This window comes from Acinetobacter pullicarnis, assembly GCF_006352475.1.
Taxonomy (GTDB): domain Bacteria; phylum Pseudomonadota; class Gammaproteobacteria; order Pseudomonadales; family Moraxellaceae; genus Acinetobacter; species Acinetobacter pullicarnis.
Window position 1 is genome coordinate 3,438,540 of sequence record NZ_VCMZ01000001.1, and the last position, 15,378, is coordinate 3,453,917.

The window sequence follows — 15,378 nt, forward strand, 5'->3', positions numbered from 1 at the left end:
GAAATGTAGCCCCTTTACATTAACGTTATAATTATCACTTTTTTATACTAAATTGACAAGCATCACATTTTAAAATCAAACATGCGTACATAAAAAAACCAGTCCTAAGACTGGTTCATTTATTTACAAAATCGCGTATTGATGATTAGTCGTTGAATTTACGACGTGGACGATCATCTTGACTCGGGCGATCAGAATTAAATTCGCGACGTGGACGATCTTCACCACCAAAAGTACGCTTAGGACGATCATCGCCACCAAAAGTACGTTTAGGACGATCATCACCACCGAAAGTGCGCTTAGGACGGTCATCACCACCGAAAGAACGTTGTGGACGATCATCACCACCGAAAGTACGTTTAGGACGATCATCGCCACCAAAAGTACGCTTAGGACGGTCATCACCACCGAAAGAACGTTGTGGACGGTCATCACCACCAAAAGTACGTTTAGGACGGTCATCACCACCAAAAGTACGTTTAGGGCGATCATCACCACCAAAAGAACGTTGTGGACGGTCATCGCTAAAAGAACGTTTAGGACGATCAGCAAAGTTACCTTCGCTGCGTGGTTTGTAATCTACGCGATTGCCACGGTTGTCATCATTCGAATTAGTGCGTGGTTTATCATTGTAACCACCTTCACGACGTGGACGGTCAGCGCTATATTCGCGGCGCGGACGATCATCAGCACTTGGCTCGCGACGTGGACGATCTTCGTTATAGTCACGACGTGGTGGACGCTCAGAGAAGCTACTACCTTCGCGACGTGGACGATCATCACCATAACTACGACGCTCACCGCCGCCATCACGACTACCGCCACCGAAGCTACGACCACCGCCATCACGACCACGACCGCCGCCATCACGACTGCCGCCGCCAAAGCTACGACCACGACCGCCATCACGACCACGACCACCGCCATCACGACCGCGACCATCACGACTGCCTTTCGCTGGCGGTGGAGATGGCTCAAGGCCTTCAATTTCAGAAACATTTAGACGTGCATCTAAATAGTCTTCTAATGCACGAATTTTACCGCGTTCACGGTAAGTTGCTAAAGTAATTGCTTTACCAGTACGACCAGCACGACCTGTACGGCCAATACGGTGAACATAGTCTTCGTTCTTCATTGGAAGACCGAAGTTAATCACGTGAGAAATTGTTGGTACGTCAAGACCACGTGCAGCAACGTCAGTTGCAACTAAAATTTTAGCGCGACCTTCACGAATGCTACGTAAACGACGGTTACGTACGGCTTGCGGCATAGCACCATGCAATGCAACCACAGAAAGACCAGCTTCAGCCAGTTCTTCAGCCAACATATCTGTATCTTCTTGCGTACTTGCAAAAACAACAGCTTGATCTAAATCTTCTTCACTTAACCAATGCGTAAGTAATTTTTTCTTATGCTCAAAACCATCAGTCCAATGTAAAGTTTGGGTGATGTCAGTATTGGTTGTATGACCCGTTTCGATTGCGATACGTTGTGGATTATTCATCATGCGTTCAGCAAGACGGATAATACGATCTGCAAACGTTGCCGAGAACATCAATGTTTGTTTACGGTTACCCGCTAATTCACCAATTGCTTCAAGGTCTTCAGAGAAACCTAGATCAAGCATACGGTCAGCTTCATCGACGATTAATGCATCTACAAGGTCAAGTTTAATTTGACGACGATTTACCAAGTCAAGTAAACGGCCTGGCGTAGCAACAACAACTTGAGCGCCTTTTAATTGTTGGATTTGTTTACCAAAAGGCATACCACCCATAATTGCAGCAACACGAACACCTTTCATGTGACGTACAAATGCAATCGCATCTTGGCTAACTTGCTGAGCCAACTCACGTGTTGGACAAAGCACTAAAATATTTGGTTGCGTTACAGCACGCATGCGATCTTTTACTGTACCCAAGCTATCTTGGTCAGCAATCGCATTTAAAGTTGGTAGTAAAAAAGCTGCAGTTTTACCAGAACCGGTCTGGCTAGATACAAGCAGGTCTTTTCCATCTAGCGCAAGTGGAATAGATTGTTCTTGAACAGCGGTAGGTGTAGTGAAACCTAGGCTTTCAACTGCTTTATGTAAAGATTCATGCAAAGGAAAATCAGCAAAAGTTTTGCTCATAGAGGACATTCACCCGCAAATGGGTGCTCCATTTATAAAATAAATCAGATGGACATCGGCAAAAAGCGGCACAGCAAATAAACGCTGAAAATATAAGATCAGCGGCAATCCGAGTAAGGACGATGTGATATAACGCACGTAAGATTACGGCCGTAAACCTGAAAGAATCGCTTAAGCGATTGGGGCGCGAGATATCGTCCTCTAGTTGGACCGGACGCGCATACACAATGTATAAGAAGAGAATGTTCAGGTAATGAACGGAAATGAACTGCGTGGCGGGAGTATAACAGCTATTAAACAAATGTCACGCTTAAATTAAAGATTCTCTGCAATTTTAATCTTGTGTTCAAAATGCACGCCCCTAAGCTTAAGCGCAATATTAATTATTCATAACGCCAACCACACCAGTGATGATCATATCGATGGCAATGGTTCCCACCAACAAAGCAGATAGACGACCAACAATGTCGACATAGCGATCAATGTATTTAGAGTGCTTGGTCCTTAAGTTGTCATGTGCAAACTTCATTAAAATAAGCAAGCTGCAACTGATCGCAAGGGTGGCACCAATAACCGCAAAAGCACCCACCAACGGCAATTGCACCCCCGTCACCACTGCCGCACTGATGGTTCCAGGTCCAATCATAAAGGGCATTGCGATGGCACCCGCCACATGCTCTGGCGCCCCACGTGTCACACCAATAGTATCGGCACCTTCAAATACATAACGATAACCGATCACCAAGAAAATAATGCCACCAAAAATTTGGAAAGATTCAAATCGAACCTGTAAAAACTCACTAAAAATCGACTCACCACCCCATGCAAACAGCATAAATACGGTTAAGGCGATCAATGCCCCCTGAATGAGTGCCGTTGCAAATGTTTTAAATTCTAAATTCCGAATTAAACCCAGCATGTAAATGCTCATGAGAAAAGGGTTTAATAAAGCAAAAAATAATGTAAATGAATGAATATAAAGATTGTTCAAAATAGATACCTAAGTCATTACCTATACAAAAAAACGGACCTTGCGTTAAATCGACCCAAAATGATTTACGCCGCTCTCTATGCTGCCATACCATGAAAAAAATTGCATGACATCACATTACTGCACACACCATTGATACTCATTTGATTTTTTATTTTTATCAATAGTCTTTACCAAAACAAAACAGCCCAAAAAACACGATGGTTTTTTAGACTGTTATTTATAACGCTGTAGTGGCTACATTATTTTGCAGCATCACCCCAAGCAGGAACAACGGTTTGCATTAGTGGTTTAAGCATTTTCATTGAACATGCCAATACTTGACCATTGTCTAAACTGTCGTTACCACCACGTGCATCAACCATAGTACCACCCGCCTCTTTCACCAAGAGTTCACCAGCAGCGATATCCCATGATTTTAAGCCAAGTTCGAAATAACCATCGAAACGACCTGCAGCAACATAAGCTAAATCTAAAGCTGCTGAACCCGTACGGCGATATTGCGCACCAGCTTCAGTCACAGCTAACAAAGATTCAAAATGGTTTTTAGCATAAGAAACGATTTCGCCATTACGTTTTGCACGATAAGCATGGCCAACCGCTAAGAAGCTTTTATCTAAGCTGTCTTTAATATTCACACGAATACGGCGTTGATTCATCATGGCACCACGGCCACGACTGGCAGAAAACAGCTCATCTCTCACTGGGTCATAAATGACGCCATGTTGGGTAATACCCTTGTGCTGCACTGCGATTGAAATACAAAAATGCGGAACTGCATTAACAAAGTTGAGTGTGCCATCGAGTGGATCAATAATCCAACACCAATCAGCATCATCCCCTTTACCTTCTTGCAAACCAAATTCTTCACCTAAGAAGCTATGGTTTTTATAGCTTTTACGCAAAGTTGCAATCGTCAATTCTTCTAAATAACGATCAACTTGCGTTACAGGCCCATCAATACCTTTTTCTTCAACTTGTAGGTCGAGTTTATGACGATTTTTATGTGCTTTTAAAAGCTCTTGACCAACTGTTTCAGCCGCACGCGCAGCCATCACCACCATAGGTTCCATTGAACACCCACTACAAAATTAAAGAATCTGATAAAGAATAATGCATAAAAGCGCCAACATTTTAGCAAATGAAAGCGCTTTTAGGGTAAAAATCTTGCTATTTTTTCTAACACATTGAAATTAAACTGTTTGAAGCAGCTTTAACCAGGCTTGATGAATCGCGTTTTGAATACCACCGGCATCTAGTCCACAGTCCTTGAGCATTTCTGCATGACTGGCTTGGGGCAGAAATTCATCGGGCAAACCCAAGTTCAATATTGGTTTCACAATTTGTGCTTGTGCCAAGAACTCATTCACAGCACTGCCCGCGCCAGCCATCACAGCATGTTCTTCCACAGTCACAAATAAATGTGTTGTTGCTGCAACAGAACAGATGAGCTGCGTATCAAGTGGTTTAACAAAGCGCATATTGATGACTTGTACGGCAACCTCAAGCGCAGCTGCAAGTTGCTCTGCTGCCGTTACAGCAACACTGACACGACTACCAAAAGCCAAAATGGTAATTTTCTCGTCATGCTGCGCTTGGAAACAAGCCACAGATTCGGCTTTCCCAATTTCCATGGCTGTCATTTGCTGTTGAATTTCAACACCTAAACCATTACCACGCGGATAACGCACTGCTGCTGGCCCAGGATATAAATAAGCAGTGTGCAACATCTGACGACATTCATTTTCATCTTTGGGCGCCATGATCACAATATTCGGTACCGTCCGCATATAAGCATAGTCATAGGCACCAGCATGGGTTGGGCCATCTTCACCCACCAGCCCTGCACGGTCAATTCCGAAAGTCACATCTAAATTTTGTAAGGCAACATCATGCACCAACTGATCATAGCCACGCTGTAAGAAGGTCGAGTAAATCGCAACCACAGGTTTCAGACCTTCACATGCCATACCCGCCGCCAAAGTTACCGCATGCTGCTCTGCAATCGCCACATCAAAATAACGATCTGGATATTGTTTGGCGAATTGCATCATGCCCGAGCCTTCACACATGGCTGGTGTAATCGCGAGTAATCGTGAGTCTTGTTCTGCTTGGTCACATAACCACTGACCGAAGACTTCAGAATATTTCGGTGCAACAGTGGCTTGCGCCACCACAGGCGCTGAATTTGTACGACTCACGGCATGATATTTAATTTGATCTGCTTCGGCTGGTGCAAAGCCTTTGCCTTTTTTCGTATAGATATGAATCAGACGCGGCCCTTTCCGTTTTTTTAAGGCCTCAAATACCGTCACTAATTGATTGACATCATGACCATCGAAAGGACCAAAATAATCAAAGCCAATGGCTTTAAATAAGTTATCTGCCGCATCGGTTGCTGGCTTATGTAAACGCGAGGTATAGCACCAGTCTGGATGTGATTGTATAAAGGCTTGACCATCGGCATCAATATTGACCAACTGTCCTTTTTCCCAAATCGCGGCTAGATGCTGTGCAAAACCACCGGTACTACAGGAAATCGACATATCGTTGTCATTTAAGATCACAATAAGATCGGCTTGATGTGCCACTGCATCGTTCATGGCTTCAAAGGCCATGCCCGCAGTCATCGCACCATCACCCACAATTGCAACCACTTCACATGCCGATTGCTGATAGCGACGTGCCAAAGCCATGCCCAACCCTGCTGAAATCGCAGTAGAAGAATGCCCAACACCAAAAGTATCGAACTCTGATTCTTCCCGAGCGGGAAAGGCAGCCAAACCATTTTTAGCACGAATGGTTGTTAATTGTTCACGACGACCTGTCAATACTTTGTGTGGATAAGCTTGATGCCCCACATCCCAAATCAGACGATCGTTTGGTGTGTTAAAACAGTAATGCAAGGCAACCGTTAATTCGATGACCCCTAAATTTGCCCCAAAATGACCGCCACTTTGTCCCGCGGCATAGAGTATATACTGACGTAATTGATCCGCCACTTGAGCTAACTGGCTTTGCGCGAGCTGACGTAATTGCTGAGGATGATCAATTCCATCTAACAAAGGCGTAACTGGACGTTGAGCTGGTATTTCTGTATACAACATATGTGGCAAAGCCTTCTTAAGCCTGGCAAATCCTAAGCTAGGTAAACGGGTTAGTACACGCTATAAATCGAATCATATCACCTCAATCGGCCACATGACGAGTAATGCGCGAGCACCAAATGACACTTGGAAATGCTTGGTGCTAGATTATCCTTAATAATCTTACTACTTATCAACTATTATCGTTTGCTTTATACAAAAAACAAAAACGAATGCAGCGAAACATATTTCACAGTTCTATCAATACTTGAGCTTTACGATATACTTTAACCAATTTCTACATGAATAATGGAAAATTCTGTGTCGATCGAATTTGTTGCGACGTCAAAGCTCCCGACGGCTTTTGGTGATTTTAAAATTAGCGTTTTTCAGGACCCCAACACAGGCGAAGAACACATTGCGCTTTCTAAAGGTTTAGAACACCAACCAACCATGCCCGTACTGGTTCGCATTCATTCAGAATGCTTAACCGGTGATGCCTTTGCCTCACTTAAATGTGACTGCGGCCCGCAATTGCACAATACAATGCAAATGATCGATGCTGCTGGACAAGGCGCCATTTTATACTTACGCCAAGAAGGTCGCGGTATTGGTCTCACCAATAAAATTCGTGCTTATGCGCTGCAAGATCAAGGACATGACACTGTTGACGCCAATTTACTCTTGAATCTGCCCGCAGATGCACGGCGCTATGATATGTGCAGTATCATGCTTGATCAACTCAAAATTAAACAAGTTCAGCTAATTACGAACAATCCATTAAAAATTCAAGCCTTAACAGAACAAGGAATTGATGTCGTTGATCGAATCCCGCTCACAGTAGGCATGAATCCAATGAATGAAGACTATTTAAAAACCAAACATGAGCGCATGTCGCATATGTATGACAAAGAAGATTTTTAAATAGATTTGACCAATCGTTATATTTTTTATATTTTGATGGCTCCTTTATAAAGACGACCTAAACATTAATTGATTTGGGTCGCATTTTGATCTGACTGGATTTGCCTATCATATGAAGCGGCACAACTTGCCACACTATACGTAAATCAAGACTTGGATCGTTTTTGGGGGTTAGATGTCCAATATTATTGTCAACAATAAAAGCTATGAGATTTGCCAATTCTATGGTGAGGTTGTAGATACCAGTAAACAAAGAGAAACTCAAATTCACGGGTCTGGTGGCGGTGGGGCAAGTTACCAAGGTACAGGCGGTACCGCACCGATTAATATTAGTTCAACCACTGTTGTGCATGACCAATTCTTCATCGTCAATGATGAGGGTAAAGAACTTGATGTTAACCTTTCCAATTGGAATGTAAGCTTACGTGCAGGTCATAAAGTGCAAATGCTTTGGGTGATCCCAAGCAATGCAAAAGAAGGCCCCTTTGTACGATTAAATAATCTTAGCCTTGGCAAAGCACAACATAATGATGATGCGCTAAAACGTGTAGCCAAGTCACACTACATCATGTTGCTCTGGTTAAGCTTTCTTATTGCTGGCATTGCAGGTTATATGTCTAGCTCGATTGGTTTCACTTTAATCATTGTTTTTGTAGCTTATATTGTGTACAGATATAAAAGCAATGACGTCTTTAAACAACTAGACGCTGCAGTCGATAAAGAAATGATATAAAACCCTTACTTTTATTATGGTTTTATGCTTTTATGTATTTAACCTATAAAATCATCTTATGAGGACCATCATGCAGAACCCCACTTCAGCTGATATTCAACGCGTTCGCGAATTTCTCCTCGATTTACAAGCCCGTATTTGTGCTGCTCTAGAAAAGCAAGAACAGCAAAGCGGCAGTAAAGCACAATTTATTATTGATGACTGGCAGCGCCCTGAAGGTGGTGGTGGTCGTTCTCGCGTGTTACAAGATGGGCAAGTGATTGAAAAAGGTGGTGTGATGTTCTCCCACATCAACATCACCTCACTCCCTGCATCGGCCACAGAACGTCACCCTGAAATTGCAGGCGCAAAAGCGCAAGCCATGGGCGTATCCTTGGTCATTCACCCAAACAACCCCAATGTACCAACCTCACATGCCAATGTTCGACTCTTCGTAGCCGAACCTGAAGGGCAGGAACCGATCTGGTGGTTCGGTGGTGGCTTTGACCTCACTCCATTTTACCCAAATGATGCAGACATTTTAAATTGGCACCAGACTGCGCATGACTTATGTGCCCCTTTTGGGGATGACGTCTATGACCAACATAAAAAATGGTGTGATGATTACTTCTATCTCAAGCATCGAGATGAACAGCGCGGAGTCGGTGGTTTATTCTTTGATGATTTAAATCAATGGGATTTTGAAACCTGCTTCAAATACATCCAAGCTGTCGGCAATGGTTATTTAGAGGCAATTATTCCTATTTTCCAAAAAAATCAGGATAAACCGTTTACCCCTGCACAACGCGATTTCCAGCTTTATCGTCGTGGTCGCTATGTCGAGTACAATTTGGTTTATGACCGTGGTACTTTATTTGGCTTACAAACCGGTGGCCGTATCGAGTCGATTTTAGTCAGTCTGCCAAATTTGGCAGCCTGGTCTTATCGCCCAGAATGGGATGAAGCATCTGCAGAGCAACGTCTTGCTGACTATTACCTAAAACCAAGAGACTGGTTAGCAAAAAACAAAGCTTAAGCTAAAACGCAAACAGAAAGACTCAACCCAAAAAGCAACTGTATTGCCTGATGCAACAGTTGCTTTTTTCATATTAGAAAAGAATTCTCACAATTCTCTGTCTGATTTTTAAGTTACTTCCCCACATCACCTCAAGATCAGTTTACACTGGCTAAACTTCTGAAAAATGATTCCTTGTGTACTTCACACAACCATCTCCGAATCGTGTATGAATCGGTACCATTAAGTTAGAGTTTGTCCATGCCCACCTTAAGCACCAATCAAAAAATCATCTTGTCGATTGGCATGCTGATTAGTTTACTTTGCTCATTCGCTGTCACTATTGCTTTTCAAAATGATATTTCAGACGGAATTAGCATGACCCTCAGCAGTCTATTAGTTGTTGCAATAATCGCGATCTTTGCCACCATTGTTTTAGAGGTTCTCGAATCCATCTGTAACCCTTAAACTCGTTTAACCCTGTTTAACCCCTCAACCCTCTTGAGGCGATTTCCTGACAATCTTTTAAGACCAAACCTGCTATTTAAATGCATGACAAACAAGGTCTTCACAACAAAACACTGATGTAGATCGCACTTTATTCATTGCGCTTATTCTTCCTCAATATTTTGCCCTCCCGCTTAAATCACGTATATTGTGTCCATTGCTTTTTAAGTCATTGGATCGGTTTATGCGCAAACAATTTGCTGTTATTGGCAACCCCATTGAACAATCACGCTCACCCGAGCTGCATCATGCCTTTGCTCAAAGCCTAGGACTTGAGTTGGACTATCAGAAACGGCTTGCGCCACTTGATGGTTTTGAACAGAGTATGCAACAGTTTTTTGATGCGCAAGGTCTTGGCCTCAATGTAACCGTCCCCTTCAAAGAACAAGCCTATGCACGTTGTGATGTGTTGACCGAGCGCGCAAAAATTGCCAAAGCCGTCAATACTTTATGGCGTGTAGATGGTCAGCTTTATGGTGACAACACCGACGGACAGGGCCTAGTCGATGCGATTAAGGCCTTAGATTGGCCACTTCAGCACAGTAAAATATTAATTATTGGTGCGGGAGGAGCAACCCGTGGAGTGATTTACCCACTGGCACAAGCCGGTGCCGACAAAATCGTGATTGCCAATCGGACTGTTGAACGTGCTACGCAATTAGTTGCAGACTTACAACCAGCAGTTGCAGGCACAACCTTAAGCGCATGTGGCCTCGATCAACTTCAAGGTGAGTTTGATCTGGTCATCAATGCCACTTCGGCCAGTTTGTCTGGCGATGCGCTGATCTTACCCGAAGCATTACAGTTTAACTTTGCCTATGAAATGGCTTATGGAAAAGCCTCTAGCTTTTTAGAACAAGCACAGTTGCGCGGTGTTGCGCATAGTGATGGTTATGGCATGTTGGTTGGACAAGCAGTTGAAGCTTTTGCAATTTGGCATGGTGTGCGCCCTGCGCTAAAACAGTTTTTATAAGCCGCACTCATTTTAAAAAACTTATAACGGTCTTAAATCAAAAAGCACCTCCTTGGAGGTGCTTTGTTATTTGACTATCTAATTGTTTATCGATAATTACTTAAAATGCTTTGCGGTTTTTTCAAAAACTTTGCGGTATATGCTGTAGTCAATATAGTCCTCTGCATCAGCTTGTAAACCCGCGACACTTTTCTCAGACAACTTGTTTTTTCTTGAATCGAGATAAGCTTGTGCCAGAATCTCAGCGGTCGCTTTTAACTGTACTTGCTCAGCCTTGCTTAACTCTTGTTCTTCAAGGAAAAGTTGCACATAGTATTGCGCAAATACGGCTTTCGGCTGCTTGTATTGCTTCACTAACCCAAGCCATACTTGGTTTTGCTTGTACTGCTCAATCGCAGCTTCAACCACGTCATACACAGAATCACCTAGTGAGTAGTCATACTGAGTACGGTCTTGTAAATGATGTACTTCAATCAGTCTTTCTAACTCAGCCAATTCCTTGCCTTTAGGGTTGTAAATGCTTTGATCGGCAAAACTATATGCATATACCCGTGCAATCTCACTCAATTGTTTTGCCGAATAATGCTGCACAACTTTAGGTTGATCTTGGGTCAACTGCATAATATAAACCGCTTGATAGGTTTTACTATACGACTGGGTTTTGGCATAGACCTGCTGTGCCACATCTTCTAATTGCTCATCGAAGCTTTTTTTCGGTAGCTCAGTCGTCTTGCCTTCAGTTTTATCTAAATCTAATGTGTCCCATAACTGTTCAAATGCAGAGCCTTTTAGCATTTCTTTAAAGGTCACCGCATTTTTTAAAGTACTTTGAGGAATGGCCGTGGCTTTACCATAATTAATAATATTCATGTCGGTTTTAAATTTAATTCGGCCCAAATCTTCAATATGGTAATCAATACCATAATCAATCGTTCTGGCGCGCCCTTGCGCATCTAGCCCAACATCAACCGTAATTGGATTGGTTTTTTGCTTGGCTAAAGCCGCATTAATCTCATCGGCATGCTTCACCCAAAGCGTTTTAAAGCCTTGTGCATCAACGAAGTCGTCACTTGCATCTGGTTTAAATACCTCGGATAGCTCCGCAAGTGAAAGTAATGCTGCTGTTGCTGTCTTGAGTTCTGGTCGCTCATCCTGTTTTTCATCAGCGGCTAAAATATCAACACTAAATTCAGACTGGCAGTAGCTAATATCTCCCATTTTTGCAGTTTTGGGTTTTTCAGCCAGCGTTTCACATTGCTCTTCGCTTAAACCAGACGCTTCAGCGGCAACCACATCGACCTCATCTTCGTCGGACTGTGCAACATCCTCTGCATCAACCTGAGCTTCGATATCTGCTAAATCTTCTTCATCCAAACCCTCGACTTCATCGGCATCTTGCGTTGAATATAAATGTGTATCAACTAAATCACGTAGTTTAGAACTTGATTTATGCGCAGCAAGTGCCTCTCCAGTGAGGCCATACCCATAATAATCATCATCTTCCACTTCAGTTGCAGTGCTTTCGATAGCCTTAGCGTCATCTTTGGATTGGTCTTCTTTTGTATCTTTTAAAATCGAAGTTTTTAGAAAATTTTGATTTACATTGGCATAGAGAAATTGCTGCAAGACCATTTCTTCCAATGTAAAAGTGAGGCGTACTTTCTCAACCACTTGATTGGCTTTATCTTGTGAGTTTAAAGCAACCTGTTGAAGTTGTTTCGCATCTGCCAATGCATAAGGAACCGCGGTACTTTGTTTGAGATACTGCACCACATTGTTTAAATCGACCTTATTGATGTCATCTTTGTATTTTGAAAAATCAAAATAGACAAAGCGATCGCGATTTTCCTTGGTCAGCAAATACGGTATAAAGCCAGCAATATTAAAATAGAATTTATCATTCTGAAAATCGAGGATCATTGGCGCGGTCATTTCAGACTTAGCGTTCGGCGTTTCATATTTATAGTGCAGATTTAAGGCGGCTAATTTCTGACGATAATGCACCGAGCCATCATAACTCAACTGTATTGGTTCAAGGACGCCAGACATAATCTGAAAAACATCACGTTTAACCAATGGATTACTCGAACTTTGTTGTTCGGAAATCGTCGTATAAAAGGCTTGTTTTTGTTGTTTGGTCAGTTGGATATTCTGTGTTTTTAGATAGGCTTCGACTTGCTGCTCAAGTTTTTGATCTAACTTCTTTGCAGCAACTTCAGGCTTTACATTCGGATCAACATCCAAGGATAACTTAATACGTCCATTAAAATCATAGCTCGGATAGGCATAGATCGCATTTAAACCCGTCGTTGCTTTTTGATCAAGACTGGCATCCGTCCGAGATTGGGATTGAATGCTATAGGTTGAGCAGGCAGAGAGGCTAAGCCCAAACAGGCATAATGTTAAGGTTTTTAAACGCATAGAACTTTACATCCAATTTCTTTATCGATATGAAACATCAAAATTTTTCTTTTCGCTTTAAATAAGCGGCTAAAAATAGCCGCTTATTTAAAAGACTGGGTTACCCTTCAATTGCGCGCTCGTCGCAAATTGAATGGTTCAGCATTACTTAAATTGCACTAATAATTTCTCATAAAGACTGCTGTACAAATCGTAATCGATATACTCTTCAGCACCTTGTGACAAACGTTGAATGCTTTTCTTCGACAATTTATTTTGTCTTGAATCTGCATAAGCTTGTGCTAAAACCTCAGCAGTGGCTTTTAACTGAACTTTCTCTTGAGCATCAAGCGTTTGCTCTTCAAGGAATTGCTGCATATATGCTTGTACAAAAATGGCTTTTGGCTGTTTATATTGTTTCACCAATTTCTGCCATTCAAGTCGTTGCTTACGTTGATCCATGGCCTCAATCACCACTTCATAAACATCCGTACCGATTTCAGTGTCGTATTGACGACGCGACTGTAATTGATGTTTCACCATCAACGCTTCTAATTCAGCCAATTGCTTCCCTTTCGGGTGATAAACACTTTGGTCTGCGAAACTATAGGCATAAACGCGGGCAATTTCATTCAATTCACGGGGCGTGTAATATTCAACAATTTGTGCATGTTCAAGTGATAGCTTCAATGCATAAACCGCTTCATAGGCTTTGCTATATGAGCCTGTCGCATCATAAACCTGTGCAGCCACATCATCTAACTGCTGTGAAATAGATTTAACCTTCGATTTTTCTGCGACTGCCTCAGTACTGGCAATGCCAAAAGCTGTGCTCATCCGTTCAACAATACTTTCAAGCATTGAACCTTTACTGGCTTCTTCAACCGATTTGGCATCTTTTAATTGACGCTGTGAAATTGCAGTCGCCTTGCCGTAGTTAAAAATATTGGTCTCTGATTTCAGATTCATCTGACCAAATTTCTCAACGTTGAAACTCAAGTCATAATCGGTAACAACGGCACGACCTTGCGCATCTAACCCAATATCAGCGACATAGACATTACTTTTGTGCTTAGCCAAAAGCTGTTTAATTTCATCACTGTGCTGATTCCAAAGTTGCTTAAAAGCGACTGCATCGGTTAGTTTTTCTGAACCATAACTTTGGAATTTTTGGACCAATGCCTCATGCTCATCTGAAATAAAGGCGGCAAATGGGTTGTTATTATCCTCAGAAGGCGCTGCCGAATTTAAAAGACCAATACCATAATTATCTTCACAATAAGTCACATCACCCAATTTACTGCGACCTGTTTGTTGACGCAGTGCATCACATTGCGGTTCGGTCAGACCATCATCAGTCGCGCTGAGTGCCTCTTCTGAGACCCCATAGGCTTCCTCTGCAGAAGCCGAATCTGCTGCAGAGTCATACTCATCTGCACCACCGACTGCAGCTTCAGCCGCTGCTGCATAAGCATTACTGGCTTCTGCGTAATTATCTGCTGCGTTGTCTGCCGCACTGTCTTCGACATAGGCTTCATCATCGCTATCACGTGCATCGTCACCACCGAGGTGTTCATTTACCAAACGATACAGTTTAATACTTTCACGATAAGCTTCAGCGCCCGCTGTGCTCATTTCCGAGGTTGCATAACGCACGTACTCTTCGTCTTCATCGCGCTCTACAGCGGCTTCGCTCACTGCTGACTTGGTATTGTCATTCACCAATTTTTCGACATCAACGATGGAATTTGTCATAAATGACAGATTTACCGCTTCAAACAGACGCTGTTGTAAAAATAGTTCTTCGATACTTGAGGTTAAGCGTATTTTCTCAACAACACCTCGTGCCTTTTCTTGTGAACTTATGCTTAGACTTTTAAGTTGCTCAGGCTCCGCCAATACAAATGGAATCGCAGTATTGGCTTTGAGATAATCAACTAAGTTTTTCATATCAATTTTATCAAGGTCGCCTTTGAACTTGGAAAAATCGAAATAAGTTAAACTGTCTTGGCTTTGTGAGTTGACCATAAATGGCATGATGCCAAAGTAATTGACATAGAATTTACTGTTTTTAAAATCAAGCACCATCGGCACTTTCGTCTGTACCGATAAATTCGGTTTATCGTATTTTGCCGTTAGGTTGAGCGAGCCGATCTGGTCGCGGTAATGCACTGAGCCATCATAGCTAAATTGAATGTTTGATAAAATATTACCGAGGAAGTCTTGAAATTTATCAGTACTTCCAGTACCACTATATGCATAGTCAGCATCTTTTTCTTGCGCAATCGCTTGATACAAATCTTGTTTTTGCTGTTTTGTTAATTTAACATTTTGCGCATTCAAATAGGCTTCAAGTTGCTTCTCAAGCTGTGGTTCCAAGGTCTGCTGCTTGGATTGTTTTTGTTGCGCTGTCTCAGCCGCAAAATCCAATTTAAACTGCCCATTAAAATCAAAGCTCGGGGTGCTATAAATTGCATTCAATCCCTGCGTCGCTTTCTGATCTAGGCTTACTGTGGTTTGGTTGCTTTGGATTGCATGCATTGAACATGCAGAAAGACTCAAACCCAAAAGACATAATGTTAAATTTTTTAATCGCATAAGATTCTTTAAACACCCGATTTAATTATCGTTTCAAGCCA

At 42.4% G+C, this 15,378-nt stretch carries 11 protein-coding genes; 5 read left to right on the forward strand and 6 right to left on the reverse strand.

Features of this window, described 5'->3' with window-relative positions; translation table 11 throughout:
• Positions 1–145: 145 nt before the first annotated feature.
• From FD716_RS15430 to dxs, 4 genes are all read right to left on the reverse strand, one after another.
• On the reverse strand, positions 146–2,131 hold the full coding sequence (locus FD716_RS15430) for a DEAD/DEAH box helicase (RefSeq protein WP_139853140.1): 1,986 nt from the start codon (positions 2,129–2,131) through the stop codon (positions 146–148).
• A gap of 379 nt (positions 2,132–2,510) precedes the next feature.
• Complete coding sequence (locus FD716_RS15435; RefSeq protein WP_139853141.1) at positions 2,511–3,122, reverse strand: MarC family protein; 612 nt, start codon at positions 3,120–3,122, stop codon at positions 2,511–2,513.
• Between the two features lie 242 nt (positions 3,123–3,364).
• The gene (locus FD716_RS15440) at positions 3,365–4,195 is read right to left on the reverse strand and encodes an inositol monophosphatase family protein (protein ID WP_139853142.1); all 831 of its coding nucleotides are present in this window, start codon (positions 4,193–4,195) and stop codon (positions 3,365–3,367) included.
• A gap of 120 nt (positions 4,196–4,315) precedes the next feature.
• Positions 4,316–6,229, reverse strand: a complete 1,914-nt coding sequence (gene dxs, locus FD716_RS15445) for a 1-deoxy-D-xylulose-5-phosphate synthase (protein WP_139853143.1) — start codon at positions 6,227–6,229, stop codon at positions 4,316–4,318.
• Between the two features lie 300 nt (positions 6,230–6,529).
• On the opposite strand from dxs, the gene ribA reads away from it, so the two are divergent.
• The 5 genes from ribA to aroE all read left to right on the forward strand — a co-directional run bounded on the left by ribA (position 6,530) and on the right by aroE (position 10,339).
• On the forward strand, positions 6,530–7,132 hold the full coding sequence (gene ribA, locus FD716_RS15450; protein WP_171477058.1) for a GTP cyclohydrolase II: 603 nt from the start codon (positions 6,530–6,532) through the stop codon (positions 7,130–7,132).
• 175 nt (positions 7,133–7,307) lie between these two features.
• Positions 7,308–7,865, forward strand: coding sequence for a hypothetical protein (locus FD716_RS15455; RefSeq protein ID WP_139853145.1), 558 nt, complete (start codon positions 7,308–7,310; stop codon positions 7,863–7,865).
• Positions 7,866–7,935: 70 nt separating this feature from the next.
• Positions 7,936–8,880: an oxygen-dependent coproporphyrinogen oxidase gene (gene hemF, locus FD716_RS15460; RefSeq protein ID WP_139853146.1), complete on the forward strand. Its 945-nt coding sequence runs from the start codon at positions 7,936–7,938 to the stop codon at positions 8,878–8,880.
• Positions 8,881–9,120: 240 nt separating this feature from the next.
• A complete protein-coding gene (locus FD716_RS15465) occupies positions 9,121–9,327 on the forward strand; it encodes a hypothetical protein (protein WP_139853147.1) in 207 nt (68 codons plus the stop codon).
• A 223-nt stretch (positions 9,328–9,550) separates the two neighbouring features.
• The gene (aroE, locus tag FD716_RS15470) at positions 9,551–10,339 is read left to right on the forward strand and encodes a shikimate dehydrogenase (protein ID WP_139853148.1); all 789 of its coding nucleotides are present in this window, start codon (positions 9,551–9,553) and stop codon (positions 10,337–10,339) included.
• Positions 10,340–10,435: 96 nt separating this feature from the next.
• Here aroE and FD716_RS15475 read toward each other — a convergent pair whose 3' ends face one another.
• Together FD716_RS15475 and FD716_RS15480 are read right to left on the reverse strand one after the other, a co-directional pair.
• Positions 10,436–12,760 carry a hypothetical protein gene (locus FD716_RS15475; RefSeq protein ID WP_139853149.1) on the reverse strand — a complete coding sequence of 775 codons (2,325 nt, stop codon included), beginning with the start codon at positions 12,758–12,760 and terminating at the stop codon, positions 10,436–10,438.
• Between the two features lie 144 nt (positions 12,761–12,904).
• Entirely contained in the window at positions 12,905–15,337 is a 2,433-nt protein-coding gene (locus FD716_RS15480; RefSeq protein ID WP_139853150.1) for a hypothetical protein, read from the reverse strand.
• Between the last annotated feature and the right edge of the window lie 41 nt (positions 15,338–15,378).

What these genes read in the sequence shown, in the direction of transcription:
- FD716_RS15440 (WP_139853142.1), bottom strand. Translation starts at nt 4,195, where the DNA reads ATGGAACCTATGGTGGTGATGGCTGCGCGTGCGGCTGAAACAGTTGGT.
- FD716_RS15475 (WP_139853149.1), bottom strand. Translation starts at nt 12,760, where the DNA reads ATGCGTTTAAAAACCTTAACATTATGCCTGTTTGGGCTTAGCCTCTCT.
- aroE (WP_139853148.1), top strand. Translation starts at nt 9,551, where the DNA reads ATGCGCAAACAATTTGCTGTTATTGGCAACCCCATTGAACAATCACGC.
- dxs (WP_139853143.1), bottom strand. Translation starts at nt 6,229, where the DNA reads ATGTTGTATACAGAAATACCAGCTCAACGTCCAGTTACGCCTTTGTTA.
- FD716_RS15465 (WP_139853147.1), top strand. Translation starts at nt 9,121, where the DNA reads ATGCCCACCTTAAGCACCAATCAAAAAATCATCTTGTCGATTGGCATG.
- FD716_RS15430 (WP_139853140.1), bottom strand. Translation starts at nt 2,131, where the DNA reads ATGAGCAAAACTTTTGCTGATTTTCCTTTGCATGAATCTTTACATAAA.
- FD716_RS15455 (WP_139853145.1), top strand. Translation starts at nt 7,308, where the DNA reads ATGTCCAATATTATTGTCAACAATAAAAGCTATGAGATTTGCCAATTC.
- FD716_RS15480 (WP_139853150.1), bottom strand. Translation starts at nt 15,337, where the DNA reads ATGCGATTAAAAAATTTAACATTATGTCTTTTGGGTTTGAGTCTTTCT.
- hemF (WP_139853146.1), top strand. Translation starts at nt 7,936, where the DNA reads ATGCAGAACCCCACTTCAGCTGATATTCAACGCGTTCGCGAATTTCTC.